Source organism: Reyranella soli, assembly GCF_007992495.1.
GTDB lineage: Bacteria > Pseudomonadota > Alphaproteobacteria > Reyranellales > Reyranellaceae > Reyranella > Reyranella soli.
Genome location: NZ_BKAJ01000045.1, coordinates 102,013 through 127,944, shown reverse-complemented (window position 1 = coordinate 127,944; position 25,932 = coordinate 102,013). Strand labels below are relative to the sequence as shown.

Genomic DNA, 25,932 nt, shown 5'->3' with positions numbered 1-25,932 from the left:
GGGGGGGGGGGGGGGGGTTACAGACAATCTTCGAAGCCCCCTCTCCTAGCCTCTCCCCCTAGCGGGGGAGAGGAACATGAAGGGGAGCATAAGAGGGGCAATCAGCCTTCAGGGAGGAGGCGCGAGGATGGTGACCGTTGCCGCCCCCTTGGGCGAGCGCAGTGCGTTGGCCGGCGGCCTGTGGCGCTGGGGCCGGCCGGCGGGTATCGCCGCGCTGATCGCGATCCTCTGTTTCCTGTCGCTCTATCCCATGCTGATGCTGCTCTACGGCAGCCTGCATTCGACGCCGCCGGGCATCGCCGGTGAATTCAACCTCAACGGCTACATCAGCATCGCCACACCTGAGAACCTGGTGGTGCTGGCCAATACCGTCGGCATCTCCCTGGTCAAGACCGTGTTGGCCCTGGCGCTCGCCGTGCTGCTGGCCTGGATCATCGCGCGCACCGACACGCCGGGCCGCGGCGTGCTGGAAGTGCTGATCACCTTGCCCTTCTTCATCCCGCCGATCCTGACGGCGACCGCCTGGGCGATGCTGGGCAACGCCCAGGTCGGCACCATCAACCTCGCCTGGCGCTGGCTCACGGGCAGCGACGGCACCCTGGTCGACGTCTACTCCTACGGCGGCGTCATCTGGCACATGATGCAGTATTCGACGCCGTTCATCTTCCTGTTCGTGGTCGATGCCTTCCGCGCCATGGATCCAGCGCTCGAGGAATCGAGCCGCATGTCGGGCGCCACGCGCTGGCAGACCTTCTGGCGCGTCACCTTCGCCCTGATGCTGCCGGTCACCACCAGCGCCTTCATCCTGAGCTTCATCCGCGGAATCGAATCCTTCGAATCGGCGGTGTTCTTCGGCGTGCCGGTCGGCATCGAGGTGATCACCACCACGATCTACAATTCGATCACCCAGCGCGCCCAGCCCGACTACCAGTCGGCAACGGCGCTGTCCTTCGCCGCCCTCGCTTTGATGTTCCTGCTGCTGGTGATGCAGAACCGCCTGCTGCGCGGCCGCAGCTTCACCACGGTGACCGGCAAGGGCTATTCGCCCAACATCACGCGGCTCGGCCGGCTGCGCTGGGTCACCTTCGGCACCTGCATCCTGTTCTTTGCGCTCACCGTGGCATTGCCGATCGGCCAGCTGCTGCTCAGCTCCTTCTTCAAGTTCTTCGGCTTCTACGAAGCCGACATGCTGACCTTCGACCACTATCGCAGCGTCTGGGAGAATTCGAGCTTCTGGCGCGCCTTCGGCAACACCATGCTGCTGGGCGTGGCCGGCGCCACGGCGACCATGGCCCTGGGCGGCATCGTCGCTTACGTCACCACCCGCACGCGCTGGCGCGGCCGCCGCCTGATCGACCTTCTGGCTTGGCTGCCCTGGATGATGCCCGGCATGGTCCTGGGCATCGGCTTCCTGTGGGGCTTCGCCATCCTGCCGCACGCCATCCCGATCTACGGCACGCTGTGGGCATTGCTGCTGGCCTATATCGCCCTCGGCACGCCGGTCGCCGTGCGCGTGACCTCGTCCGCCTACCAGCAGATTGCCAACGACATCGAGGAGTGCAGCCGCGTGCACGGTGCCGGCTGGTGGCAGACTCTGGGCCGCATCCTGATCGCGTTGGCCTGGCCCGCCTTCGCGGTCGGCTGGGTGCTGATCTTCTTCGGCATCATGCGCGAGCTCAGCGCCTCGATCCTGCTCTATGCGCCCGGCACCGAGGTGCTGTCGGTGGTCATGCTGAAGATGTGGGTGAGTGGCAAGCCCGAGGAAGTGAGTGTCATCGGGTTGGTGATGCTGGTGCTGGTCCTGGTGTTCCGCTGGGTCCAACTGAAAGTCATCAAGAGACGCATCAGCACGTTGTGATTGGGAGGGATGGGTCCATGTTGAGGAGAAGCGTTCTCGGTCTTCTGGCCGCCGGCACCGCCATCGGTCCCGCGTGGGCACAGGACGACTGGGCGAAGACCGTCGAGGCGGCCAAGAAGGAAGGCAAGCTGGTCGTCTACACCGCCTCGATCGGCTCGCCGTCGCTGAAGGCAGTCGTCAAGGCCTTCGAGCAGAAATACGGCATATCGGTCGAGCTTCTGGAAGCGCGCGCCAGCGAAGTGCGCGAGCGGGTGCGGGTCGAACAGTCAGCGGGTCGCTTCCTGGGCGACGTCCATCACAATGGCAGCACGACCACTTGGCTGATGACGCGCGACGGCAACTTCCAGCCGCACGGCCCCATCCCCAACATCAAGAACATCATGGCGCCCTTCGACGCGGACGATATTCGAATCCCCGCCGAGGTCATCAGCTACTGCCTGATGATCAACCGCAACCTGGTGAAGCCCGGCGACGAACCCAAGAGCTGGAAGGACATCCTCGATCCCAAGTGGACGGGCAAGATCCTGTCCGACGACTACCGCGCCCTGGGCGGCGGCGCCGTCTTCTTCGTCGTGATGCACGACACCTTCGGCAAGGAATTCCTCGAGAAGCTGGCGACCCAGAAGCCGGTCTTCTCGCGCGACATTGCCAACAGCGAGCGGCGCGTGGCGCGCGGCGAGTACCCGATCTACCTGCCCTTCTCGCTGCAGGACTACAACACGCTGAAGGGCCTGCCGGTGAAGCCGATCGTACCCGTCGAGGGGCGGCCGTACGTCCGTTTCGACCTCGCGATGCTGAAGAACGCGCCGCGTCCCAACGCCGCGCGCCTGTTCATGAACCACTACCTCGAGCCGGAGCAGCAGCTCATCTACGCCAACGCCGGCTACAATCCCGTCGTGAAAGGCGTGGTCGAAAAGACCATCGAGGAGATCCGCGTCCTGCTGGCGACCAAGGCGCTGGGCACCACCGTGCCCGAACGCCAGGACGCCATGCTCGAGCTCGCCAAGCAGATCTTCAAGTAGGACCGCATGCCCAGCGTCTCCCTGCACGAAGTCGGCCGGCACTTTGGCGAGGTCAGGGCGGTCGACGGCATCGACCTCGCGGTCGAGCACGGCGAGTTCGTGACCCTGCTGGGGCCGTCGGGCTGCGGCAAGACCACGACCCTGCGCATGGTGGCGGGGCTGGAGCGCAACGACACCGGCTCGATCGTGATCGGCGGCCGTGTGGTGAGCGACGCGCCGGCCGGCCTGTTCGTGCCGCCCGACCTGCGCAAGCTCGGCATGGTGTTCCAGTCCTACGCGATCTGGCCGCACATGACGGTGTTCGACAATGTCGCCTATCCGCTGAGCGTACGGCACGTCGCCAAGCCCGAGATCAAGGAGCGCGTGATGGCCGCGCTGCGGCTGGTCGAGATGGATCGCTTCGCCGACAGGCCGGCGCCGGCGCTGTCGGGCGGCCAGCAGCAGCGCGTGGCGATTGCCCGCGCCCTGGTGTTCGAGCCCGAGGTGCTGCTGCTCGATGAACCGCTCAGCAACCTCGACGCCCGCCTGCGCGCCCAGATGGGCGATGAGTTCCGCGCCCTGCAGCGGCGGCTGAAGATCACCACGCTCTATGTCACGCATGACCAGGAAGAGGCGATGGCGCTGTCCGACCGTGTCGTGGTCATGCAGCGCGGCCGCATCCTGCAGGTGGGTGCGCCTGAAGACGTCTATCGGCGGCCGGCCAGCCGCGAGGTCGCGGCCTTCTTCGGCACGCCGAACTTCATCGAGGCGACCGTCGCGGCCTGCCGTCCGGCCGGCGACGGCGATTGGCTGGTGACCATCGACGGCGGCCATTGCCGCGCCGGCCAGGACTTCAAGGCGGGCGAGGCCATATCGGTGATGGTGCGGCCTGAGGACGTCACGCTCGCTGCGGCGGCCACGCCGGCGATCAACGGCCACCTCACCTGGCCGGGCAAGGTCGTCGACGGCGTGTTCCGCGGCCCGCGCCGCTCGCTCACCGTCGAGACGGCAGGCCTCAAGTTCAACGTCGAATGCGCTTCCACGCGCGCCGCCGCGGTGGGTGACACCGTCACGCTGCTGGTCGACGCCGACAATGCGTGGGCGTTAAAAGCCTGACGTCTGATCAAGTCGGAGGGCGCGAATGGCGCGGTTGCGGGCAGAGGATGCGGAGAAGCGGGCGGCGAGCGGCCATGGGCCCGACTTCCTCGAAGCCTTTGCGCGCGGGCTGCGGGTCATCGGGGCGTTCGGCCGCGAGAAGAAGCACATGACCCTGAGCGACGTGGCGCGGGCCACCGACCTGCCCAAGCCCAGCGTGCGGCGCGCCCTCTACACCCTCACCTGTCTCGGCCTGGCGGAGAATGACGGCCGCAGCTTCCGTCTGACGCCGCGCATCATGGAGCTGGCCTCGGCCTATCTCGGCTCGAACATGGTCTCGACCGTCGTCCAGCCAGCCTGCGAGAGCATCGCCGATCGCACCGAGCAGTCGTGCTTCGCTGCCGTGCTCGACGGCTACGATATCGTCATGATCGCCCACTCGCTGCATGGCCGGCCCGACGTGCTGGCGCCGACCATCGGCTTGCGGCGTCCCGCCTTCAACACCGCAGCCGGCCGCGCCATCCTGAGCCAGGTTCCCGACAAGGTGCTCGATGCCTGGCTGGACAAGCTCGAGCCCAAGGTGATGACCGACTTCACCGTCACCGACAAGAAAGCGCTGCGGGCCGAGATCCTGCAGGTGCGCAAGCAGGGCTACGCCATCACCGCCCAGGAAATGCGCCGCGGCTACCACGCGGTGGCGGTACCGCTCCGGCGCTACGACGGCGCCACCATCGCCGCAGTGTGCGTCGCGGCATGGGTCGAGGATTCGGCGGTGGGGTCGTTCGCCGAGAAGTACCTCTCCGCTCTCAAGGAAGAGGTCGAGGCGCTGCAGCCGCAGCTTCTGTGATCATGTCGTCCTGAGCGAAGCGAAGGACCTCGTCGCCGCTTGCAACCGACATGAGATCCTTCGCTGCGCTCAGGATGACAGAGGCGGGCCTGGAGGCCCGCGGTCCGGCAAGACTACTTCCCGCCGGCAAATGGATTGTCGTCGCCGTCCCAGTAGCGCTTGAGCAGCGGCACCTGCAGGAAGGCGAAGACCAGGGTCAGCGGGAAGCTCAGGAACATCTTGCTGGCGATCCAGGTGTCGGTTGGGAAGCTTCGCCACATCACCTCGTTGACCGCGGCCAGCACGAAGAAGAACAGCGCCCAGCGCACTGTGAGCTTGCGCCAGCCCTCGTCGGTCAGGCGGAAGGCCGCGCCGAAGATCGGCTTCAGCAACGGCCGGTTCATCAGCAGCAGGCCGCCGCCCAGGATCACGCCGAACAGGCAGTTCACGATGGTCGGCTTCAGCTTGATGAAGGTGTCGTCCTGCAGCCAGATCGTGAGCCCGCCGAACACCAGCACGAAGAAGCCGCCGACCAGCGGCATCACCGGCCAGCGCTTCTCCAGCCAGCGATAGCAGGGCAGCGCGATCGCGGTCGCGACGATGAACACGCCGGTGCCGTAGTAGATGCCCCAGCGGCCGTTGGCCAAAAAGAACAGCAGCAATGGCCCGAGCTCCAGCGCCGTCGCATAGAGGCGGCGCATGCCGTGTTCGGGTTGCGCGCCTTCGCTCATGCGAGCCCCATCAATCCGCGCGCAAAGGCCCGCGCCTCGAATGGCCGAAGATCGTCGATGCCCTCGCCGACGCCGATCGCCACCACCGGCAGCTTGAACTTCTCGGCCAGCGCCACCAGCACGCCGCCCTTGGCGCTGCCGTCGAGCTTGGTCAGCACCAGCGCGTCGACCGGCGACATGGTCTTGAAGGTCTCGACCTGGGCATGGGCGTTCTGGCCGGTCGTGGCATCGAGCACCAGCAGGCAGGAATGCGGCGCGCTGGCATCGAGCTTGCGGATCACGCGCACGATCTTGGCGAGCTCGTCCATCAGGTTGGCCTTGTTGTGCAGGCGGCCCGCCGTGTCGATCAGCAGCACGTCGCAACTCTCGGCCTTGGCGCGCTCCAATGCTTCGTAGGCGAGCCCGGCGGCGTCGGCGCCGGTGTCCTTGGCGATCACCGGCACGCCGGCGCGGTCGCCCCACACCTTGAGCTGCTCGACGGCGGCGGCGCGGAAGGTGTCGCCGGCAGCCAGCATGACCTTGCGGCCCTCGCCCTTGTAGAGGTTGGCGAGCTTGGCGATGGTCGTGGTCTTGCCGCTGCCGTTGACGCCGATCACCAGCACGACATGCGGCTTCTTCGCCGGGTCGATGACCAGCGGCATCGCCACCGGCTGCAGGATCTCGGCGATGTCGTCGGCGAAGGCCGCACGCACCTCCTCGTCGGTCACTTCCTTGCCGAAGCGCTCCTTGCCGAGCTTCGCGACAAGGCGCGCGGCGACGCTGACGCCGAGATCGGCCTGGATCAGCGCATCTTCCAGATCGTCCAGCGTCTGCTGATCGAGCTTCTTCTTGGTGAAGAGGCCGGTGATGCTCTCGGTGACGCGCTTGGTTGACTTGGCGAGGCCCGCGCGCAGGCGCGACAGCCAGCCCTTCTTCTCGGCTTCCTGTTCGACTTCGACCTGTTCGACTTCGGGCTTGGCTTCTTCCGCGACAGGCTCAACCGGCTCGGGTGCTGGCGCCTCGCTCACCAATTGTGGAGCAGGCGTCTCGTCCGCCGGTTCGGGTGCAGGCGTGTCGTTTGCCGAATCACCTTTGGAGCGCCAGCGCGAAAACCAGCCCTTCTTCGGGGCTTCCTTCTCGGACTTGGGTGTCTCGCTCACCGGATCACCTCACGTAAGCAGCGAACGGTCGAGCTCGCCCTTGAAGGCGACCGCAATGCCGCCGGTCATCAGCACATGGTCGTCACGCAGCCATTCGATGGTGAGCGTGCCACCTTCGAGGATCACATCGGCCCTGCGCGGGACCAGGCCGCGCCGGCTCGCCGCCACGACGGCCGCACAGGCGCCGGAGCCGCAGGCGAGCGTGATGCCCGCACCGCGCTCCCAGACGCGCAGGCGAAGCTTGTCGTCACCGAGGAGCTGGGCGACGCCGATGTTGGCGCGCTCGGGGAAGAAGCGGTCATGCTCCAGCTTGGGGCCGAGCTCGGCCAGCGGGATCGCCGCGGCATCGTCGACGAAGAACGTCGCGTGCGGGTTGCCCATGTTGGTGCCGACGGGATCCTGCAGCGGGCCGATGCCGACCGGCATGTGATTGGTGTCGCAGGCCTCTCGCACCGGGATCTCGCGCCAGTCGAGCCGCGCCGGGCCCATGTCGACCGAGATCACCGGCAGGCCGTTGCTGCCCATCCCGGTCTTCTGCGAATCGAGCAGGCCAGCGATGGTCTGCACCGTGACGTGGTCGGTCTTGCGCTCGTCCATCACCACCGAGGCGACGCAGCGCGTGGCATTGCCGCAGGCGCCGGCCTCACCGCCGTCGGGATTGTAGATGCGCATGAAGACGTCGGCCTCGCGCTCGGTCGGCGGCTCGAGCACGATCAGCTGGTCGCAGCCCACGCCCAGGCGGCGGTCGGCGATGACCCGGCGGCGTTCCGGCGTCAGGTCGAGCGCGGCCGTCCGGGCGTCGAGCACGACGAAATCGTTGCCCAGCCCGTGCATCTTCAGGAACGGCGTGGTGGCCATGCGGCGCTATATGGCCGTTCGGCCCGGCCAGCGCAACGAGCGCGGCCGGACCTGGCCGTCATGCGGGCCGCCCAGTTCGCGCACGTCCAGGGTCGCCAAGCGCTTGGTATAGATGGTCATGTGCAGGATGCCCAAGGGGTCGTAGGGCATGGCCGGTTCGACGAACAACGACCGTTCGGCGTCCCAGGCCGGCGTCGCGTGGTGGATCGGCCAGTTGCAGCGGCTGGGCAGCGGCTCGCAGGCGAAGCCCCGGTCATAGACAAGCACGTTGAGCGCGATCTGGTCGGTCATGTTGGCCGAGCGCTGCAGCGCCTCGCCCATCACGTCGGCCCAGCCAGCCCAGTGCGGCGCGTCGACCTTGAGGGCGAAGACACCGGCGTTGATCAGGGGATAGCGGATCAGCCGCTCGGCCGTCTCCTTGCCGAAGCAGGCTTCGTAGGCGGCCCCGTTGATCGAGGAGAACTCAGCCCACGCATGGCGATAGTGGCGCATCGAGCGATGGATCTCCGGCGCCACCGCGAGCGCGCCGGTGCGCGCGGCCCGCTGGAACAGCGCAAGTGCGTCGCCCTGCTGCACCCAGCAGTCGCCGTCGATCCAGAGATAGAGATCGAAACCCGGGAAGTAGCGCGGCAGGAATGGCCGCGCCGTCAGTGCCTTGTAGCCATCCTTCAACTTGTCGCGACCGGGAAAGTCGAAGTCCCACTGCGGCACGACCAGCGTGGCGCCCTGGTCGCGACACCAGGCACGTTGCTTCTCCGTTAACCCGCAATCGAGGATGCCGAGGGCCAGCGCGCGACCTTCCGCCACCGCGCGTAGCGATCCGACGCAGTCCTTAATGAGGTCGAAATAGCCGGCATCGCCGCCGGTAATCGCGATGGTTCGTTCCGACACGTGATCAGGATGGCCCATCGGCGCTTTGCTGTCGCCTGCCATTCAGCCACAGTCCGCGCGCGGAGGATGAACAATGGCCAAGCACGTCGACTACTACGTCTCCTTGAACTCGCCCTGGACCTATCTCGGATCGAAGCGTTTCGAGGAGATCGCCAAGAAACACAACGCTCACGTCACGATCTGGCCGGTCGATTTCGGTTCGGTCTTCGCGGTCTCGGGTGGCCTGCCGCTGCCCAAGCGCGCGCCGCAGCGCCAGGCCTATCGCATGATGGAGCTTAAGCGCTGGCGTGACCAAACCGGCGTGAAGCTCAATCTCGAGCCCAAGTTCTTTCCTGCCAATGAAGTGCCCGCAGCCAAGTGCGTCATCGCCTTGCGCGAGCTCAGTCGCATGGCCGACGCCATCAAGCTCGCCCACGCAGTGCTTTGCGCGCTGTGGGCGGAGGAGAAGAACACCGGCGATCCGGCGACCCTGCGCGAGATCATCACCGGCTGCGGCCTCGACGCCGACCTGGTGCTCAAGGCGAGCGAAGCGCCCGGCATGGCCGAGAAGCGCGAGTCCTACACCAAGTTCGCCATCGACCAGGGCGTGTTCGGTGCGCCATCCTTCGTGATCAACAAGGAGATCTTCTGGGGTCAGGACCGGTTGGACTTCGTCGACCGCAAGCTCGCAGGCTGACCTCAAGCTCTTCCGGACCGCCGGCCTCTGGCCGGCGGTCCGGAAGAGGCCTGACCTCAGGGCGAGGTTTTGTCGATCACGGCCGCAGCCACGACCGCCAGGCTGTTGTTGACGATGTGCGCCACCAGCGATGGCCAGAGCGAATCGGTGCGCTGGCGCAGCCAGCCGAACCACAGGCCGAGCGGCAGCACCAGGAGGACATGGGCCGGCTCGAGATGGGCGGCGGCGAAGAGGATCGAGCTCACGAACCAGGCGACCGTCGTTCCCCAGCGGCCCGCCACCCAGCCGTAAAGCAGGCCGCGAAACACCGCTTCCTCGACCAGCGGCGCCAGCAACGCCATCACGGCCAGGCTGGCCACGAACAGGCTTGGCGTGCGGGCGACGTCCAAGACCTGTTTCACACCCTCCGGTTCGCCGAGCTGGCTGGCCGCGATCGACACCACCAGGGCGCCCACCGTGCCGAGCACGATCGTCCAGAAGCGCGCCGGGCGAAAACCCAGCGCCGGCAAGGCCCGCCAGCCCATCGGGCTGACCGCGATGACGAGCGCAATCAGGCCCGATATGAAGAAAAGGGCGAGCATCGCCAGCATGTCGCGGTTGCCCAGCAGCCAGACCGCCGGCGCCAGCAACAGCGGCAGGACGACCAGGAAGACCAGGATCGACCATCCCCTGATGGGCTTAGAATCGGTCTGGATCAAAGGGTTAGCGCCTGCCGTCAAGCCTTTTGACTCCTTGTCCGGCAGGCCTTATACCCCGCCCGTTCAATCGGTCGTGCCGATTTAATGGTTCCCCCTCCGGGGAGCTCCGCTGATCCGCGAAGGTTCGCGCATCGGCGCGATACGTGTTTGGGCAAACGGAGCGAGATGTTCGAGGGTCTTAGCAAACGTCTGGGTGACGTATTCGACAAGCTTCGCGGGCGCGGTGCGCTCTCCGAAGCCGATGTCGATGCGGCCCTGCGCGAGGTCCGCACCGCCCTGCTCGAAGCCGACGTGGCGCTGCCCGTCGTCCGCCAGTTCATCGACGGGGTCCGCCCCAAGGCGATCGGCGCCGACGTGATCCGCTCGGTCACGCCGGGCCAGATGGTCGTCAAGATCGTCAACGATCACCTGGTCGAGATGCTGGGCGGCACCGTCGCCGACCTCGACCTCAACGCCATCCCGCCGGTCGTGATCCTGATGGTGGGCCTGCAAGGCTCGGGCAAGACCACCTCGTCGGCCAAGATCGGCTATCGCCTGAGCCAAGGCCCGCAGGGCATGGCGGCCGAGTTCGGCGGCAGCTTCTCGGTCAAGCGCAAGGTCATGATGGCCTCGCTCGACACGCGCCGCCCGGCCGCCCAGCAGCAGCTGAAGATCCTGGGCGAGCAGACCGGCGTGCCGACCCTGCCGATCGTGCCGCTGGAGATGCCGCTCGCCATCACGCGGCGCGCTCTCGAGACGGCGCGGCGCGAAGGCTTCGACGTCCTGATCCTCGACACCGCAGGCCGGCTGTCGATCGACGAAGAGCTGATGAAGGAAGTGGCCGACATCAGCGCCCTCTCCAAGCCGCAGGAGACGCTGCTCGTCGCCGACGCCATGACCGGCCAGGACGCGGTCAACGTCGCCAAGGCCTTCAACGATCGGCTGACCGTCACCGGCATCGTGCTGACCCGAGTGGACGGCGATGCGCGCGGTGGCGCGGCACTGTCGATGCGCGCCGTCACCGGCCGCCCGGTCAAGCTGATCGGCGTCGGCGAGAAGTTCGATGCGCTGGAGCCGTTCCATCCCGACCGCATCGCCAGCCGCATCCTCGGCATGGGCGACATCGTCTCGCTGGTCGAGCGCGCCGCCGAGACGATCGAGAAAGAGGACGCCGAGAAGCTCGCCGCCAAGGTCCGCAAGGGCCAGTTCGACATGGACGACCTGCTGAGCCAGCTCCGTCAGCTGCGCAAGATGGGCGGCCTCAGCGGCCTGATGGGCATGCTGCCGGGCGCCATGCAGGCCAAGGCCGCGATGTCCAAGGCCAAGATCGACGAAGGTCAGCTCAAGCGCCAGGAAGCCGTTATCCTCGCCATGACGCCCAAGGAGCGGCGCAACCCCGACATCATCCATGCCTCGCGCAAGAAGCGCATCGCCAAGGGCTCGGGCGTGCAGGTGCAGGACGTCAACAAGCTGCTCAAGCAGCACGCCGACATGCTCAAGATGATGAAACGCGTCAACAAACTCGGAGAGAAGGGATTCATGCGCAGCCTCGGAGGCATGACGCCGCCGCCCGGCTTCCCGCGCTGAAATTTCGAAGGAGAAAGAATGCTTGCTATTCGTATGACCCGTCACGGCGCCAAGAAGCGGCCGTTCTTCCACATCGTCGTGGCCGATTCGCGCAGCCCGCGCGATGGCCGCTTCATCGAGAAGCTCGGCACCTACAACCCGCTGCTGCCGCGCGAGCACGCCCAGCGCATCACGCTCGACAAGGAGCGCATCGCGCATTGGCTGATGGTCGGCGCCCAGCCGTCGGACCGCGTCGCGAAGTTCCTGGCGCAGGCCGAGATGATGAAGCCGCGCGAGCGCCGCGAGCAGACCAAGAAGCCGCAGCCCCGCGCCAAGGCGCAGGAGCGCCTGAAGGCGGCCGCCGCTGCTGCCGCGGCTCCGGCCGAGGGTGGTGAGAAGGAGGCTGCCGCCAGCTGATGAGTGGAGGCCGCGTCCTGCTGGGCGTCGTCGCCGCGCCGCACGGAGTGCGCGGCCTGGTGCGCATCAGGAGCTTCACCGAGGACCCGATGGCCATCACCTCCTATGGCGAGCTGTCGGACGAGGCGGGGAAGACGAGGTATCGGGTCGAGGCGCTCAGCACCGTGAAGGGTGCGGTGCTGGCCCGGATCGAGGGCGTAGCCGATCGCAACGCCGCCGAGGCGATACGAGGTTTGCGGCTCTTTGTGGAGCGCGAGCGATTGCCGGTGACGGGCGAGCGGGAGTGGTACGAGGCGGACCTGATCGGTCTGCCGGCCGTCGGGACGGACGGTCGGGATTGGGGAAAGGTCATGGCCTTCCACGATTTCGGCGCGGGCCGGACGATGGAGGTCTCGGGAGGCACGGCGTCACGCCAGTCGGTGATGCTGCCTTTCACCGATGAAGCGGTGCCCGAGGTCGACGTCGAAGGCGGCAAGGTCGTGGTCGATCCGCCGGCAGGTCTGCTGGCGGGAGGCAGTGAGAAGGAGGCGAAGGACTAACGTGTGGCGCGCTGTGGCGCTGACGCTCTTCCCGGAGATGTTTCCGGGCCCGCTGGGCGAGAGCCTGGCCGGCAAGGCGCTGAAGGAAGGCGTGTGGTCGCTGGAGGCGGTCGACATCAGGCGGTTCGCCAAGGATCGCCACGGAACGGTCGACGACGCACCCTTCGGGGGCGGCGCCGGCATGGTGATGAAGCCCGACGTGCTGTCGGCGGCGATCGAGGCGGTCGCAATGCCGAGGGTGCCGAAGGTTCTGCTGTCTCCCCGAGGCGCGCCGTTCAGTCAGGCGCGCGGACGGGAGCTGGCTCAAGGTCCGGGCGTGGTGCTGGTGTGTGGGCGGTTCGAGGGCGTCGACGAACGCGTCATCGAGGCCCAGGCGTTGGAGGAGATCTCGGTCGGCGATTTCGTGCTTTCGGGCGGCGAGATCGCGGCCATGGCGGTGATGGATTGCTGCGTGCGGCTGCTGCCCGGTGTGATGGGCGAGCCTGCGTCGGCGAACGAGGAGAGTTTCGAGGACGGACTGCTGGAGTATCCGCACTACACAAGGCCCGCGAGCTGGACCGGGCCCGACGGAACCGAACGGCGCGTGCCGGAGGTTCTGGTCTCGGGCCATCACGGCAAGGTGGCGGACTGGCGGAGGCTTCAGCGGGAAGAGATCACGCGGCGGCGGCGGCCCGATCTGTGGGCCAGGCGGCAGGTCGCGAAGGTGAACGACGAGAAATGACGAAAGGATGGATGCGATGAACATTCTCGACACGATCGGCCAGGCCACGATCGACAAGGTGCAGAGCGAGCGGCCGGTGCCGCGCTTCGAGCCGGGCGACACTGTGCGCGTGCACGTCAAGGTGCAGGAAGGCAACCGCGAGCGCCTGCAGGTCTATGAGGGCCTGTGCATCGGCCGCAAGAACGCCGGCGTGAACTCCTCGTTCACGGTGCGCAAGATCAGCTTCGGCGAGGGTGTGGAGCGCGTGTTCCCGCTCTACGGCCCGGGCATCTGGGAGATCGAGGTCGTCCGCAAGGGCATCGTGCGCCGCGCCAAGCTCTATTACCTGCGCGACCTGCGCGGCAAGGCGAGCCGCATCGCCGAGGACATCGAGGCCCAGCGCGAGCTGATCGCCGAGCAGGCCGAGGAGGCCGCCAAGCGTCCGCGGCGCGAGAAGCTCAAGAAGGAAAAGCCCAAGGACGAGAAGAACGTTCGTGCCGCCAAGGGCGGCGGAAAGAAGTAGGCGAACATGGCGTTCCGCAAGAAGTCGGCCACGCCGCCGCCACCGCCTCCTCCGCCGCGGACACTGTTCGAGAAGATCTGGGACGCCCACGTCGTCAATCGCCAGGACGACGGCACCTGCGTCATCTACGTCGACCGTCACCTCGTCCACGAGGTGACCAGCCCGCAGGCCTTCGAAGGCTTGCGCATGGCCGGCCGCCCCGTGCGCCGGCCCGACGCCACCGTCGCCGTGGCCGACCACAACACGCCGACCACGCCGGTCGGCGAGGGCGGCATGGATGAGGAATCGCGCATCCAGGTCGAGACGCTCGAGAAGAACGTCGCCGAATTCGGCGTGCCCTATTTCGACATGAACGACGCCCGCCGCGGCATCGTGCACGTGATCGGCCCTGAGCAGGGCCTGACCCTGCCGGGCATGACGATCGTCTGCGGCGACAGCCATACCTCGACGCACGGCGCGTTCGGCGCGCTGGCCTTCGGCATCGGCACCTCGGAGGTCGAGCACGTGCTCGCCACCCAGACGCTGATCCAGAAGCCGGCCAAGAACATGCGCGTGCTGGTCGAAGGCAGCCTGCCGCTCGGCGTCACGGCCAAGGACGTGATCCTGGCCATCATCGGCAAGCTCGGCACCGCCGGCGGCACCGGCTACGTGATCGAGTATGCCGGCCGCGCCATCCGCGAGATGACGATGGAAGGCCGCATGACCGTCTGCAACATGTCGATCGAGGCGGGCGCGCGCGCCGGCCTGATCGCGCCGGACGACACGACCTTCAAGTACCTCGAAGGCCGGCCGTATTCACCCAAGGGCGGTGCATGGGACCTGGCGCTGGGCCAGTGGCGCCGCCTGCCGAGCGACAAGGGCGCGAACTTCGACTCCCAGCTCGATCTGCTGGCGTCCGACATCCCGCCGATGGTGACCTGGGGCACCAGCCCGCAGGATGCGCTGCCCATCACCGACGTCATTCCCGATCCGGCCAATGCGCCGGACGAGAACCGCCGCGAGGCATGGACGCGTTCGCTCGCCTACATGGGCCTGACGCCGGGCACCAAGCTCGTCGACGTGCCGATCGACCGCGTGTTCATCGGCTCGTGCACCAACGGCCGCATCGAAGACCTGCGCGCCGCCGCCGAGATCGCGCGCGGCCGCAAGGTGGCCGCGGGCGTGTCGGCCATGGTCGTGCCGGGCTCCGGCCTGGTGAAGGCCGAAGCCGAGAAGGAAGGCCTCGACAAGATCTTCCTCGAGGCGGGCTTCGAATGGCGCATCCAGGGCTGCTCGATGTGCCTCGCCATGAACGCCGACCGGCTCGAGCCCGGCCAGCGCTGCGCCTCGACCTCGAACCGCAACTTCGAGGGCCGGCAGGGCCGCGGTGGACGGACCCATCTGGTGAGCCCGGCGATGGCGGCAGCCGCCGCCATCAAGGGTACGCTGGCCGACGTGCGCGACTACCAGTAAGGACGTCGCCTTGACCAACGCCCCACCGCCACCTGTCTGGTCCGACCGACCGATGGTGGCGGTGGACGGCGCGCCGCCCGGTGGATTCTGGATCCGCTTCGTCGCCTACATGATCGATGCATTCGTCCTGTTGGTTCCGGGCACGATCCTTATCGGCCTCTTTATCGGCTTCGTTGTTCTGACTCACGAATCGACGGATGACGAAGAGCTGGCGGCTCCGCTGATCGTCGCCGGCCTTTTGACGGCTGCCGCGCTGATCGTGGTCAACTGGCTCTACGAAGCGCTGATGACCAGCTCGCCGCGCGGCGCCACCTTCGGCAAGATGGCGCTCGGCCTGCGCATCGTACGCGCCGACGGCGCTCAGCTCTCCTTTGGCCGCGCCACCGCCCGTCACTTCGCGAAATACATGGTGACACCCATGGTGCCGCTGGCCATCGGTTACATCATGGCCGCTTTCACCAACCGCAAGCGGGCGCTGCACGATATTTTGGCCGATACCCTCGTGATAAGATCGCCCTGACGACTTCGCCAGGAGACCGACATGCCGAGTGTGCCGACCTCAGGCTCCGTCCCGCCGCCTCCGCCGCCGCCGGTCTGGGATGCCCGCCCGCCGGAGACGACGGTGCGCTATGCCGGGTTCTGGCTCCGGGTGGCGGCGGCGATCGTCGATGCGATCATCCTGACGGTGGCCTGGCAGATCATCGAACTGGCCCTGCCCGCCCAGACCATCCCGCCACTTCCGGCAAAGCCGGACTACGAGGCGTTCATCAACATGATGAACGCCCTGCTCTCACCCGACCGGGTGATCGTCTATGCCCTGCTCGTCTGGGCCTATTTCGTGCTCCAGGAGACCTCCTCGGCGCAGGCCACGCTTGGCAAGAGAATGCTGGGTATCCGCGTCTCCAACGCCGAGGGCGGACGCCTGACGCTGCTCGCCGCCAGCATCCGCACCTGGCCCATCTACCTGCCGACGCTGGCCGCCCTGCTCGGCATTGGCGCGAGCTGGCTGGTCTCGCTCTTTGCCTTGATTGCCTGCGTTGCCGTGGCGTTGTCCGTCCGCAAGCAGGGCCTGCACGACAAGATGGCGGGCGCAATCCTGACCCGCTCCTAGGAAGGGCCGGCCGGCTTGACCCGGCCGGTAAAAGCCCGTTTATTCCGGCGTTTCGCGAGGGATCTCATGGAAAAATTCACGACGTTGAGCGGCGTCGCCGCTCCGCTGCCGATGGTCAATATCGACACCGATATGATCATCCCCAAGAACTTCCTGAAGACCATCAAGCGCACTGGCCTCAAGGACGGCCTGTTCTACGAGATGCGCTGGACGGCCGACGGCCAGAAGAAGGATTTCATCCTCGATCAGCCGGCCTATCAGAACGCCAAGATCATCGTCGCCGGTCCCAACTTCGGCTGCGGCTCGAGCCGCGAGCATGCGCCCTGGGCGCTGCTCGACTTCGGCATCCGCTGCATCATCTCCGAGGATTTCGCCGACATCTTCTACAACAACTGCTTCAAGAACGGCATTCTGCCGATCAAGATGCCGAAGGAGATCATCGACAAGCTGATGGACGATGCGAGCCGCGGCTCCAACGCCATCATCGAGGTCGATCTCGAGAAGCAGGAGATCAAGGGACCGGACGGCGGCACGGTGCATTTCGACATCGACCCGTTCCGCAAGCACTGCCTGCTGAACGGCCTCGACGACATCGGGCTCACCATGGAGAAGAAGTCGGAGATCGACGACTTCGAGGCGCGCCAGAAGGAGCAGCAGCCCTGGCTGCATGGCGCGTCCTGATCAGCGGTCATTAGCCAGCGAAAATCGTTAGACAAGAGAAAGAAGACAATGGCGTCCAATCGCAATCTGCTGGTGCTGCCTGGCGACGGCATCGGCCCCGAAGTCATGAACGAAGTGCGCAAGATCATCGCCTGGATGGGCAAGAAGCGCGCGGTCGGCTTCGACATCAAGGAGGACGTGGTCGGCGGCGCCGCCCTCGACAAGCATGGCGTGCCACTGTCGGACGATACGATGAAGACGGCGCTCGAGGCCGATGCCGTGCTGTTCGGCTCGGTCGGTGGGCCGAAGTGGGACACCGCCGACTTCACCAAGAAGCCCGAGCGTGGTCTCCTGCGCCTGCGCAAGGAGATGGACCTCTTCGCCAACCTTCGGCCGGCCAAGGTGTTCGACGCGCTGGTCGATGCGAGCTCACTCAAGCCCGAGATCGTCAAGGGTCTCGACATCATGATCATCCGCGAGCTGACGAGCGGCGTCTATTTCGGCGAGCCGCGCGGCCGCCACACCAACGCCCAGGGCGAGGTCGAGGCGTTCGACACGCAGCGCTACACCGTCCCCGAGATTCGCCGCGTCTGCGCCGTCGCCTTCGAGCTGGCGCGCAAGCGCAAGAACAAGGTGATGTCGTCGGAGAAGGCCAACGTCATGCATACCGGCGTGCTGTGGCGCGAAGTGGCGACCGAGCTGCACAAGGAGAAATACTCCGATGTGAAGCTCGAGCACATGTATGCCGACGCGCTCGCCATGCAGCTGCTGCGCGCGCCGAGCCAGTTCGATGTCATCGTCACCGACAACCTGTTCGGCGACATCCTGTCGGACGAAGCCTCGATGCTGACCGGCTCGCTCGGCCTGCTGCCGTCGGCCTCGCTGGGCGCGCCCGACGCGACCGGCCGGCGCAAGGCGCTGTACGAGCCGATCCACGGCAGCGCCCCCGACATCGCGGGCAAGGGCCTGGCCAACCCGCTGGCCGAGACGCTGTCCTACGCCATGATGCTTCGCTACTCCTTCGACCTCGGCAAGGAAGCCGACCTGGTCGAGACCGCCGTCGAGAACGTGCTGAAGGCCGGCTATCGCACCGCCGACCTGCTGGCCGGCGGCAAGACCGACGGCGTGAAGAAGGTCGGCACCCAGGAAATGGGCGACGCCATCGTCAAGGAACTCGACCGACTGGCGTAGGTTACCGATCGCTGTCGACGGCGCGATCGAGCGCCGTCACGAACGACTTCATGTCGGCCGGCGCGAGGTCGCCGACAGCTCGCAATTCGAAGCCGCCATGGCGCCAGTCGCCCAGCGCGAAGCCGTCGCGCTGGGCGACACTGGCCGCCGCATCGCCGGCCGACGTCGCCGGCCATGCCGTGAGCGCGATCCAGTGCCGATTGCGGCGATAGACCATCACCGCGACCTTGCGGCCGTCGACGATGTCGAGCCGGCCGCCGACCAGCGGAAAGCCCGCCGTCGTGAGATCGTGCACCGGGGGCGCATAGTCGATGCGCCCGGCGAACCACGGCTTGACCGTGTGGCGATCCGACGAGGCGACCTCGACCGGATGATCGCTCATGGCGATGCGCAGGTACCCCGCCATCAGTGCATCGGTCTCGCGGCCGCTCTGGCTGACGAGGGTTGCCCCGGTCCAACCGATGCCCAGTGCGACGATGAGGCTTGCGGCCGTGGCCATCCAGCGCAGGTGCTGGCGCGGGTATGGGCGTGGGCGGCCAGCGATCGCACGCAACTCGCGCTCGACCTTGGCGCGCAAGAGATCGGGCGCGGGGTCGGCCGGCAGGTCGCGCAGCAGGCCGCTCACCATCCGCGTCTCTTCCAGGCGCCGGCGGCAGTCAGGACAGGCCTCCAGCGCGCGTTCGAACTCGGCGCTTTCGGCGACCGACAGCTCGCCATCGACATAGGCGCCGACCATCGCCTCACATGTCGGGCAGTCCATGACCTCTCCTTTCCAGGTGGCCGCGCAGCCCGGCCGCCAGTTTCTCCCGCGCCCGCGCCAGGCGGGACATGACGGTGCCGATCGGCAGATCGAGCACCACGGCGATACGCTTGTACGAAAGGTCCTCGATCTCGCGCAGCACGAGCACCTCGCGCGCCTCGGCCGGCAAAGCCGCGAGCGCGGCGGCGATCTGGCGCCGCCGGTCGCCCGCGAGCGCGCTCTGCTCCGGATCGAGGCCGTCGCCGGCGCGATCCTCGATCTCCTCCAGCGGCACCTTCTCCGCCGCGTGGCGACGGGCGAGGTCGAGCCAGGTATTGCGCACGATGCGCAGCAGCCATGGCTTCGCATCCTCGCCGCGGAAGGCGTGGAAGTAGCGCAGCGCGCGCAGCATCGCCTCCTGCGCGACATCCTGGGCCTGCACCGGATCGCGCGTCAGCCAGCGCGCATACCCGTAGGCGGCGTCGAGATGCGGCAGCATGACGGTGCGAAAACGATCGACCGTGCCGGCATCGGGTTTAGGCGCATCCGACATGCAGCGCATAGGACATCAATACCGGCCGACCGTCGATTTTATTCCATACGGTAAATCCCGGAATAACGGCGGCGCTGCAGCGGTAGTCCCTGCGACTTCACTGCGGAGGACTGTCATCATGCTGCAATCGGATCGCCGCGACTTCCTGAAACTCACCGGTCTTGCCGGCGTCGCCTTCACTGCCGGCCTGTTCCCCAACCAACGCGCCCGGGCGCAGGCCAACGACTTCCATTTCGTGCAGTTCTCCGACACCCATTGGGGTTACAGCGGGCCTGCAAATCCCGATGCCGAGCATACCCTCGAAAAGGCCGTCGCCACCGTGAACGGCCTGGCGCGCCAGCCCGACTTCATCGTCTTCACCGGCGATCTGACCCACACCACTGATGATGCAAAGCAGCGCCGCGAACGCATGAAGCGCTTCCGCGAGATCGTCTCGGCGCTCACCGTCAAGGACGTGCGCTTCATGCCGGGCGAGCACGACGCCTCGCTCGACAAGGGCGAGGCCTACAAGGAGTTCTTCGGCGCCACGCACTACACGTTCGACCACAAGGGCGTGCACTTCATCGCCCTCGACAATGTCTCCGACCCGGCCGCCAAGCTGGGCGACGAGCAGCTCGCCTGGCTCGCCGCCGACCTGAAGCAGCGCAAGACCGACGATCGCATCGTCGTGATGACCCATCGGCCGTTGTTCGACCTGCAGCCGAGCTGGGACTGGACCACCGCCGACGGCGCCAAGGCGATCGAGCTCCTGATGCCCTATAGCAACGTCGTGGTGTTCTACGGCCACATCCATCAGGAACATCACCACATGACCGGGCACATCGCCCATCATGCGGCGAACTCCCTGATCTTCGCCCTGCCCGCCCCGGGCTCGCAGCCCAAGCGGGCGCCGCTCGCCTATGACGCGGCCATGCCGGGCAAAGGACTGGGCACCCGCGACGTCACCATGACGGACAAGGTCACGCTGGTCGAATTGCCGGTAACCCGGAGCTGACGCCATGCATCGCAGGACGATGATCGCGCTGCTGGCCGGCAGCGCGCTGGGAGCCGCGCGCCTCGCCGCCGAGACGCCAGCGGAGATCCGGATCAGCGCGAAGAAGTTCGAGTTCCACCCGAACCGGGTGACGGTGAAGGCCGGTCAGCCGGTGATGCTGGTGCTCACATCAGAAGACCGCATCCACGGCTTCAAGATGCCCGACCTCGGCGTGCGCACCGACATCGTGCCCGGCCAGGAGACGCGCGTAGCGCTGCTGCCCACCAAGCCCGGCAGCTTCACCTTCTTCTGCGATGTCTTCTGTGGCGGCGGCCACGAGGACATGGATGGAACACTGATCGTCGCAGCCTGACGGCTACTTGCGCAGCGAGCCCAGCACGCCGCGCAGGATCGAGCCGCCGTCCTTGAACACGGCCCTGGTCACCTCACGGACCAGGACATTGGTCACGGTACGCGCCGCCGTCTTGGCGACCGTCGTGCCGATCGAATCGCTGCGGCTTGCGGGCGTCCGCGGCGGTTTGGGCTCGGCCGGTATTCTCGGCGCACTGGCGCGCGCCCGGGGCTTCGGCGGCGGTGGCACCTCTTCCTGCTCGGTCTGCGGGATCCGGGTGCGCCCCCACGGACCCGAGCTCACCGGCGGCGGAGCATCGTACTGGCCGCGCCGGCTTGGCGTTGGGGCGGGCGCGGTTTCGTCATGCTCGACCTTGCCGGCAGCGGCGCGGCCATTCAGCACTTCGTAGGCCGATTCACGGTCCACCGCGCGGTCGTACTTTCCGGCAAGCGGGCTCGCCTTGATCGCAGCCGCACGTTCGGCGTCGGTCGCCGGACCAATGCGGCCGCGCGGCGGTGCGACGAAGCAGCGTTCGACCGGTTCGGGCACCCCCTTGACGTCGAGGAACGAGACCAGCGCCTCGCCGACACCGAGCTCGAGGATGGCCTCGGCGGCGTTGAACTTCTTGTTGGGACGGAACGTGTCGGCGGCGGTCTTCACCGCCTTCTGGTCCTTCGGCGTGAAAGCACGCAGGGCATGCTGCACGCGATTGCTGAGCTGACCCAGCACCGACTCCGGGACGTCGAGCGGGTTCTGGGTAATGAAGTAGACGCCGACGCCCTTGGAGCGGATCAGGCGCACGACCTGCTCGATCTTGTCCAGAAGCGCCTTGGGCGCATCGTCGAACAGGAGATGCGCTTCGTCGAAGAAAAAGACGAACTTCGGCCGATCGGCATCGCCGATTTCAGGCATGACCTCGAACAGCTCCGACAGCAGCCACAGCAGGAACGTTGCGTAGAGGCGCGGGCTCTGCATCAGCTTGTCGGCGGCGAGGATGTTGATGTAGCCGGCGCCTGAAGCGTCGCGGCCGATCATGTCCTTGAGGTCGAGCGCCGGCTCGCCGAAGAAGCGCTCGCCGCCCTGTTGCTCCAAGGTCAGCAGCGAGCGCTGGATGGTGCCGACGGTCTGCTTGCTGACATTGCCGTACTTGGTGGTGAGCGAGCCTGCGTTCTCGGCCGTCCACTGCAGCACCGACTGCAGGTCCTTGAAGTCGAGCAACAGCAGGCTCTGCTCGTCGGCGACCTTGAAGACGATGTTCAAGACGCCTTCCTGCGTGGCGTTGAGCTGCAGCAGGCGGGCCATCAGCACGGGACCGATCTCGGTCACCGTGGTACGCACCGGATGGCCCTTCTCGCCGAACAGGTCCCAGTAGATCGTCGGGAAAGCGCGGCCGGCATAGCCTTCGATCTTGAGCTGCTTGGCCCGCTCGATCGCACGCGGATTGTCGGCACCCATCTGGCCGACACCCGACAGGTCGCCTTTGACGTCGGCCATGAACACCGGAACGCCGTAGGCGGAGAAACCCTCGGCGATCGTCTGCAGGGTCACGGTCTTGCCGGTGCCGGTGGCGCCGGCGATCAGGCCGTGCCGATTGGCGTATTTCAGGAGCAGGAACTGGTCGGCGTCGCTCGTTCCTACGAAGATCGCCGTATCGTCGCTCATGCCGTCTCCATCGGTCGCACATTCGACTTTAGCCAAAGTTAGGGAGCCATAGTAGGCTGGCGACATGACTCTTCCGCGCCTTCAGCTATCCGTCATCGGCGACGAAATCGGCCCGACCCTGGATGAAATGATCTCCTTTGCCCACGAACACGGGCTCCAACGTCTCGACATGCGCACTGTGGGCGGACGCAATCTCCTCAGCATGAAGACCGAAGAGGTCATCCATATCAGCCGGACGCTCGAGAAAGCGGGAATTACCGTGCCGGCCTTCGTATCGCCGGCATTCAAGTGGAAGGCACCCGGTAGAGTGGCCATTGGCGGCGGCAAGGTCGACTTCGCCTTCGATCCCGATGACTGCCCGGCCGAGGAATGGGTGCAGCATGCCATGCAGATCGCGGTGATCCTTGGCGCACCCCACATGCGGATTTTCAGCTATCTGCGTTACGGTGGCTTTCGGCCCGCCGATCTCAGGAGGCTGACCGACCAATTGAACAAGTTGCTGGGGCTTGCCCACCACTACGACATCACGCTGCAGCTCGAGAACGAGCCGGTCTGCAACGTCGGCAACATCGCCGAGCTGGCCGCCTTCTTCGTGGCCGACGAGAAGGCCTCCCTGGAGGTGAATCCCGACGAGGAGGAGTTCGAGCAGCAGGATGCGCAACCAAAGCTGCGCTACCTGCGGCCCCTGGTCGACATCGCCAATTCCTGGTCGACCGGCGAGAGGCCAAGCGACGCCGATATCGCCACCCTCGCCCGGTTCACCACGGCCATCCATCTCAAGGACCGTGACCTTACGGCAAAACGCACGGTGCCGCTGGGCGACGGCGACGTGCCGTGGCCGGCCGAGCTCAAGCGGCTGCTGAGCGGAGTCGAGACCAAGGAAGTGCTGGCCAGCATCGAGACCCACTGCCCACACGACGGACGCAACGCCACCGCGCGTTCGCTGGCCGGCCTGCGCCGGATCGCCGACGAGATCGGCGTCGAGGTCGTCTGAAGGGAAACGTGATGCGCTCTTTCTCGTTCGTGACGGTGGACGTCTTCACCGACCGGCGTTTCGGCGGCAATCCGCTGGCGGTGTTTCCCGATGCTCGGGGTCTCAGCGACGGCGAGATGCAGTCGCTGGCCGCGGAGTTCAATCTCAGTGAGACGACCTTCGTGCTGCCACCGGCCGATCCCGCGAACACCGCGCGCGTGCGCATCTTCAACCGCACCGCCGAGATGCCGTTCGCCGGCCATCCCAATGTCGGTACCGGTTGGGTGTTGGCGAACATGGGCCGCACCCGCGACGGGCTGTTGCGCTTCGAGGAGATCGCCGGCCTTGTCGAGGTCCGCACCGACGGCTCCGGTACGGTCACCATCGCCGCCCCGCAGCCGCTGTCGCTCGCACAAGAGATGCCAGCTGATTTGGTAGCGAGTTGTGTCGGCATCGACGCGAGCGAGGTCATCGTCTCTGCCCACCAGCCCGTCGCAGCGTCGGTCGGCAATTCCTTCGTCGTCGCCGAAGTCACGCCCGCTGCGCTGACGCGCGCGGTACCCGACCTCGCGCGCTTCAAGGCGGCGCGAGATGCCTTCCCGCACCTTGGCCCTCGCCGGCTGCCGCTCTACCTCTACGCTCACGACGGCAAGAGTGCCGAGGCGATGCGGCTGCGCGCCCGCATGTTCTCGCCGCTTTCCGGCACGATCGAGGATGCCGCCACGGGCAGCGCGGCAACCCCGCTGGCCGCCCTGCTGCTGTCGCTCGGCACGGCCGACAACGCGCGCTACGACATCACCCAGGGCGTCGAGATGGGCCGGCCGAGCCTGCTTGCCTGCTCGGCCTGGCGCGCGCCGGATGGCATCCGCGCCAGCGTCGGCGGCGGCTGCGTGCCGGTGCTGAAGGGCGAGATCTCGCTATAGCGAGAGCACGACGAAGCCCGCGCGCGGGAAGTGGACGACCACGTCGCCCGCTCGCGGGTCGCTGCGCTGGATCGAGACGCGATCCGGCGTGAGACCCACCAGGACACCCTCGACCGGCACCTTGCCGGTGTCGTCCGGCGTGACGCTGATCTTCTGGCCTGCCTTCAATCCGCTGGGATCGCGCGGGTCGACGGCGCAGGCCGCAGGCGTCGCCGACCTGGCGATGTCCAGCGCGTCGGTCGATGTGATCTCGATGGGGGTGCCGTTGCCGAAGGCCTTCATGCGACCGGACCAGTCGACGAGCCGCGGCAGGAGATCGAGCGGTTGCACCGGCTTGCCGCCACCCAGCCGCTCCAGCAGGAACCACACCGGGTTGTAGAGCGCGCAGTCGGCGATCGTCGGCGCCGCGCCGGTGAGGAAGGGCCGTCCATCCGCCAGCATCTGCTCGGCCAGCACGAGCTGGGCGTAGGTCTGGTCACGGGCGGCAGGCGCCGCCGCCTTCAGAGCGTCGACGTCGAACGAGCGGCCGGAGAAGGCGCTGCGATCCTCGCGGAAGGCCGCCGGCAGCTTGTCGCCCATGGCGCCCATCACCATGCCGACGGCAGCCCAGAATATGGTGCGGTCGATCCAGGTGGCCAGCGCCCGCGCCTCACCCGCCTTGTCGGCCGGCAGCAGCGGCGGTTGGGGCACATGCTTCTCGAGCTCCAGAAGGATGAGCTGGCTGTCGCAGTAGATGTCGGCGCCGACCTGCAGGACAGGAGTCCGTCGATAGCCGCCGGTCAACGGCATGAGATCCGGCTTCGGCATCATGTTCGGGATCAGCACCGACTTCCAGGCGAGCCGCTTGATGCCGAAGGCGATACGCACCTTCTCGGAAAAGGGCGAGGTCGCGAAATGATGGAAGATGAGATCGGTCACGAGGGCACCACGACGAAGCCGGCGCGCGGAAAATGGACGACGACGTCGCCGACGCGTGGATCGCTGCGCAGGATCGAGACGCGATCGGGCGTGAGGCCGACCAGGATACCCTCTACCGGCACCCTGCCGGTATCATCCGGTGTAACGCTGATCTTCTGACCGGCCTTGAGCCCACTGGGATCGCCGGAGTCGACAGCGGTGTCGCCAGGCTTGGCCGCCTTGGCGACGTCGAGCGCCTCGCTTGCCTTGATGTCGGTGCGTTTCCCGGCACCCAATGCCTTCATGCGCTGCGACCAGGCGACGATCTCGGGCAGCTGGTCGAGCGGCGCGGCCGTCTCGCCGAGCTGGCTTTGGATGAACCACACTGGATTGTAGAGCGCGCAGTCAGCCAGGCAGGGCTCCGCACCCAGCAGGAACTTGCGGCCGTCGCTCAGCATCGCCCGGGCGATGAACAACAGCGCATAGGTCTGGTCGCGCACCATCGGCAGCGCCGCGCGCAACCGCTCGGGGTCGAAATTGCGGCCGGAGAATTCGCTGCGGTCCTTCTTGAAGGCCTCGCCGAACCGGCCCTCGATCGGGATCTGGCTCATGACCACGCCAACGGCCGGCCCGAAGATGTTGCGGTCGACCCACATGGTGATCGCACGCGCTTCACCCTCGCGGCCCTTGGGCAGGAGGCTCGGCGTCGGCAAGCGCCGGTCGAGCTCCAGCATGATGAGCTGGGTGTCGCAGTAGATGTCGGCTCCGATCTGCATCACCGGCGTCTTGCGATAGCCGCCGGTCAGCGGCATCAGGTCGGGCTTGGGCATGACGTTGGGGATGTCGACCGACTTCCAGGCCGCCTGTTTCAGGCCAAGGGCGACGCGCACCTTCTCGGCGAACGGCGAAGCGGCGTAGTGATGGAGGATGACGTCGGCCATGGGCTCTC

General features: G+C 66.8%; 29 protein-coding genes. 19 read left to right on the top strand and 10 right to left on the bottom strand.

Features of this window, described 5'->3' with window-relative positions; genetic code table 11:
- Positions 1-127: 127 nt before the first annotated feature.
- Genes RSO01_RS14920 through RSO01_RS14905 form a run of 4 tightly spaced genes read left to right on the top strand, consistent with a single transcriptional unit; the run spans position 128 to position 4,801 of the window.
- Positions 128-1,858 carry an ABC transporter permease gene (locus RSO01_RS14920; protein WP_246158411.1) on the top strand — a complete coding sequence of 577 codons (1,731 nt, stop codon included), beginning with the start codon at positions 128-130 and terminating at the stop codon, positions 1,856-1,858.
- 17 nt (positions 1,859-1,875) lie between these two features.
- Positions 1,876-2,880, top strand: coding sequence for an ABC transporter substrate-binding protein (locus tag RSO01_RS14915; protein WP_147149894.1), 1,005 nt, complete (start codon positions 1,876-1,878; stop codon positions 2,878-2,880).
- 6 nt (positions 2,881-2,886) lie between these two features.
- Positions 2,887-3,975, top strand: a complete 1,089-nt coding sequence (locus tag RSO01_RS14910) for an ABC transporter ATP-binding protein (protein WP_147149893.1) — start codon at positions 2,887-2,889, stop codon at positions 3,973-3,975.
- Positions 3,976-4,000: 25 nt separating this feature from the next.
- Positions 4,001-4,801: an IclR family transcriptional regulator domain-containing protein gene (locus tag RSO01_RS14905; RefSeq protein WP_147149892.1), complete on the top strand. Its 801-nt coding sequence runs from the start codon at positions 4,001-4,003 to the stop codon at positions 4,799-4,801.
- Between the two features lie 113 nt (positions 4,802-4,914).
- Here RSO01_RS14905 and RSO01_RS14900 read toward each other — a convergent pair whose 3' ends face one another.
- From RSO01_RS14900 to RSO01_RS14885, 4 genes are read right to left on the bottom strand one after another with little or no spacing between them, the layout of a single operon-like run.
- Positions 4,915-5,511 (bottom strand): septation protein A, encoded by a 597-nt coding sequence (locus tag RSO01_RS14900; RefSeq protein WP_147149891.1) that lies wholly within the window; start codon positions 5,509-5,511, stop codon positions 4,915-4,917.
- Entirely contained in the window at positions 5,508-6,650 is a 1,143-nt protein-coding gene (gene ftsY, locus RSO01_RS14895; protein WP_147149890.1) for a signal recognition particle-docking protein FtsY, read from the bottom strand. Before ftsY ends, RSO01_RS14900 begins: the two co-directional genes overlap by 4 nt.
- Positions 6,651-6,659: 9 nt before the next feature.
- Entirely contained in the window at positions 6,660-7,508 is an 849-nt protein-coding gene (gene dapF / locus RSO01_RS14890; RefSeq protein WP_147149889.1) for a diaminopimelate epimerase, read from the bottom strand.
- Positions 7,509-7,514: 6 nt separating this feature from the next.
- Positions 7,515-8,441: a hypothetical protein gene (locus RSO01_RS14885; RefSeq protein ID WP_147149888.1), complete on the bottom strand. Its 927-nt coding sequence runs from the start codon at positions 8,439-8,441 to the stop codon at positions 7,515-7,517.
- Positions 8,442-8,472: 31 nt separating this feature from the next.
- Between RSO01_RS14885 and RSO01_RS14880 the strand changes: the two genes are divergently transcribed.
- Entirely contained in the window at positions 8,473-9,075 is a 603-nt protein-coding gene (locus tag RSO01_RS14880) for a 2-hydroxychromene-2-carboxylate isomerase (protein ID WP_147149887.1), read from the top strand.
- Positions 9,076-9,131: 56 nt separating this feature from the next.
- Here RSO01_RS14880 and RSO01_RS14875 read toward each other — a convergent pair whose 3' ends face one another.
- Entirely contained in the window at positions 9,132-9,794 is a 663-nt protein-coding gene (locus RSO01_RS14875; RefSeq protein ID WP_147149886.1) for a CPBP family intramembrane glutamic endopeptidase, read from the bottom strand.
- 144 nt (positions 9,795-9,938) lie between these two features.
- Here RSO01_RS14875 and ffh point away from each other — a divergent pair, with 144 nt between their 5' ends.
- The 10 genes from ffh (at position 9,939) to leuB (ending at position 17,911) form a co-directional block, all read left to right on the top strand.
- Entirely contained in the window at positions 9,939-11,339 is a 1,401-nt protein-coding gene (gene ffh / locus RSO01_RS14870) for a signal recognition particle protein (RefSeq protein WP_147149885.1), read from the top strand.
- Between the two features lie 18 nt (positions 11,340-11,357).
- Positions 11,358-11,735 (top strand): 30S ribosomal protein S16, encoded by a 378-nt coding sequence (rpsP, locus tag RSO01_RS14865; RefSeq protein ID WP_147149884.1) that lies wholly within the window; start codon positions 11,358-11,360, stop codon positions 11,733-11,735.
- Positions 11,735-12,274 (top strand): ribosome maturation factor RimM, encoded by a 540-nt coding sequence (rimM, locus tag RSO01_RS14860; protein ID WP_147149883.1) that lies wholly within the window; start codon positions 11,735-11,737, stop codon positions 12,272-12,274. The genes rpsP and rimM overlap by 1 nt, the downstream gene beginning before the upstream one ends.
- Before the next feature lie 13 nt (positions 12,275-12,287).
- Complete coding sequence (trmD, locus tag RSO01_RS14855; protein ID WP_281291456.1) at positions 12,288-12,995, top strand: tRNA (guanosine(37)-N1)-methyltransferase TrmD; 708 nt, start codon at positions 12,288-12,290, stop codon at positions 12,993-12,995.
- A 16-nt stretch (positions 12,996-13,011) separates the two neighbouring features.
- On the top strand, positions 13,012-13,497 hold the full coding sequence (gene rplS, locus RSO01_RS14850) for a 50S ribosomal protein L19 (protein ID WP_147149881.1): 486 nt from the start codon (positions 13,012-13,014) through the stop codon (positions 13,495-13,497).
- A 6-nt stretch (positions 13,498-13,503) separates the two neighbouring features.
- Positions 13,504-14,949, top strand: coding sequence for a 3-isopropylmalate dehydratase large subunit (leuC, locus tag RSO01_RS14845; RefSeq protein WP_147149880.1), 1,446 nt, complete (start codon positions 13,504-13,506; stop codon positions 14,947-14,949).
- A gap of 52 nt (positions 14,950-15,001) precedes the next feature.
- The gene (locus tag RSO01_RS14840) at positions 15,002-15,469 is read left to right on the top strand and encodes an RDD family protein (protein WP_147149879.1); all 468 of its coding nucleotides are present in this window, start codon (positions 15,002-15,004) and stop codon (positions 15,467-15,469) included.
- A 21-nt stretch (positions 15,470-15,490) separates the two neighbouring features.
- A complete protein-coding gene (locus RSO01_RS14835; protein ID WP_147149878.1) occupies positions 15,491-16,060 on the top strand; it encodes an RDD family protein in 570 nt (189 codons plus the stop codon).
- A 66-nt stretch (positions 16,061-16,126) separates the two neighbouring features.
- Complete coding sequence (gene leuD / locus RSO01_RS14830; protein WP_147149877.1) at positions 16,127-16,741, top strand: 3-isopropylmalate dehydratase small subunit; 615 nt, start codon at positions 16,127-16,129, stop codon at positions 16,739-16,741.
- A 48-nt stretch (positions 16,742-16,789) separates the two neighbouring features.
- A complete protein-coding gene (gene leuB / locus RSO01_RS14825) occupies positions 16,790-17,911 on the top strand; it encodes a 3-isopropylmalate dehydrogenase (RefSeq protein ID WP_147149876.1) in 1,122 nt (373 codons plus the stop codon).
- 1 nt (position 17,912) lies between these two features.
- Here leuB and RSO01_RS14820 read toward each other — a convergent pair whose 3' ends face one another.
- Together RSO01_RS14820 and RSO01_RS14815 are read right to left on the bottom strand one after the other, a co-directional pair.
- Positions 17,913-18,671: an anti-sigma factor family protein gene (locus RSO01_RS14820; protein ID WP_147149875.1), complete on the bottom strand. Its 759-nt coding sequence runs from the start codon at positions 18,669-18,671 to the stop codon at positions 17,913-17,915.
- Complete coding sequence (locus tag RSO01_RS14815) at positions 18,652-19,149, bottom strand: sigma-70 family RNA polymerase sigma factor (RefSeq protein WP_170303069.1); 498 nt, start codon at positions 19,147-19,149, stop codon at positions 18,652-18,654. The genes RSO01_RS14820 and RSO01_RS14815 overlap by 20 nt, the downstream gene beginning before the upstream one ends.
- Before the next feature lie 172 nt (positions 19,150-19,321).
- On the opposite strand from RSO01_RS14815, the gene RSO01_RS14810 reads away from it, so the two are divergent.
- Both RSO01_RS14810 and RSO01_RS14805 read left to right on the top strand, forming a co-directional pair.
- The gene (locus RSO01_RS14810; protein ID WP_147149873.1) at positions 19,322-20,197 is read left to right on the top strand and encodes a metallophosphoesterase; all 876 of its coding nucleotides are present in this window, start codon (positions 19,322-19,324) and stop codon (positions 20,195-20,197) included.
- A gap of 19 nt (positions 20,198-20,216) precedes the next feature.
- Positions 20,217-20,549: a cupredoxin domain-containing protein gene (locus RSO01_RS14805; protein ID WP_218037341.1), complete on the top strand. Its 333-nt coding sequence runs from the start codon at positions 20,217-20,219 to the stop codon at positions 20,547-20,549.
- A 3-nt stretch (positions 20,550-20,552) separates the two neighbouring features.
- On the opposite strand, the gene RSO01_RS14800 is transcribed toward RSO01_RS14805, so the two are convergent.
- Positions 20,553-22,190, bottom strand: a complete 1,638-nt coding sequence (locus tag RSO01_RS14800; RefSeq protein WP_147149871.1) for a helicase HerA-like domain-containing protein — start codon at positions 22,188-22,190, stop codon at positions 20,553-20,555.
- A 64-nt stretch (positions 22,191-22,254) separates the two neighbouring features.
- On the opposite strand from RSO01_RS14800, the gene RSO01_RS14795 reads away from it, so the two are divergent.
- A complete protein-coding gene (locus RSO01_RS14795; protein ID WP_147149870.1) occupies positions 22,255-23,184 on the top strand; it encodes a sugar phosphate isomerase/epimerase family protein in 930 nt (309 codons plus the stop codon).
- 11 nt (positions 23,185-23,195) lie between these two features.
- Positions 23,196-24,086 (top strand): PhzF family phenazine biosynthesis protein, encoded by an 891-nt coding sequence (locus tag RSO01_RS14790; protein ID WP_147149869.1) that lies wholly within the window; start codon positions 23,196-23,198, stop codon positions 24,084-24,086.
- Here RSO01_RS14790 and RSO01_RS47240 read toward each other — a convergent pair.
- Together RSO01_RS47240 and RSO01_RS14780 are read right to left on the bottom strand one after the other, a co-directional pair.
- Positions 24,081-25,004, bottom strand: coding sequence for a glutathione S-transferase family protein (locus RSO01_RS47240; RefSeq protein WP_170303068.1), 924 nt, complete (start codon positions 25,002-25,004; stop codon positions 24,081-24,083). The two genes, RSO01_RS14790 and RSO01_RS47240, sit on opposite strands and share 6 nt — an antisense overlap.
- Positions 25,001-25,924 carry a glutathione S-transferase family protein gene (locus tag RSO01_RS14780; RefSeq protein WP_147149868.1) on the bottom strand — a complete coding sequence of 308 codons (924 nt, stop codon included), beginning with the start codon at positions 25,922-25,924 and terminating at the stop codon, positions 25,001-25,003. The genes RSO01_RS47240 and RSO01_RS14780 overlap by 4 nt, the downstream gene beginning before the upstream one ends.
- Positions 25,925-25,932: the final 8 nt, after the last annotated feature.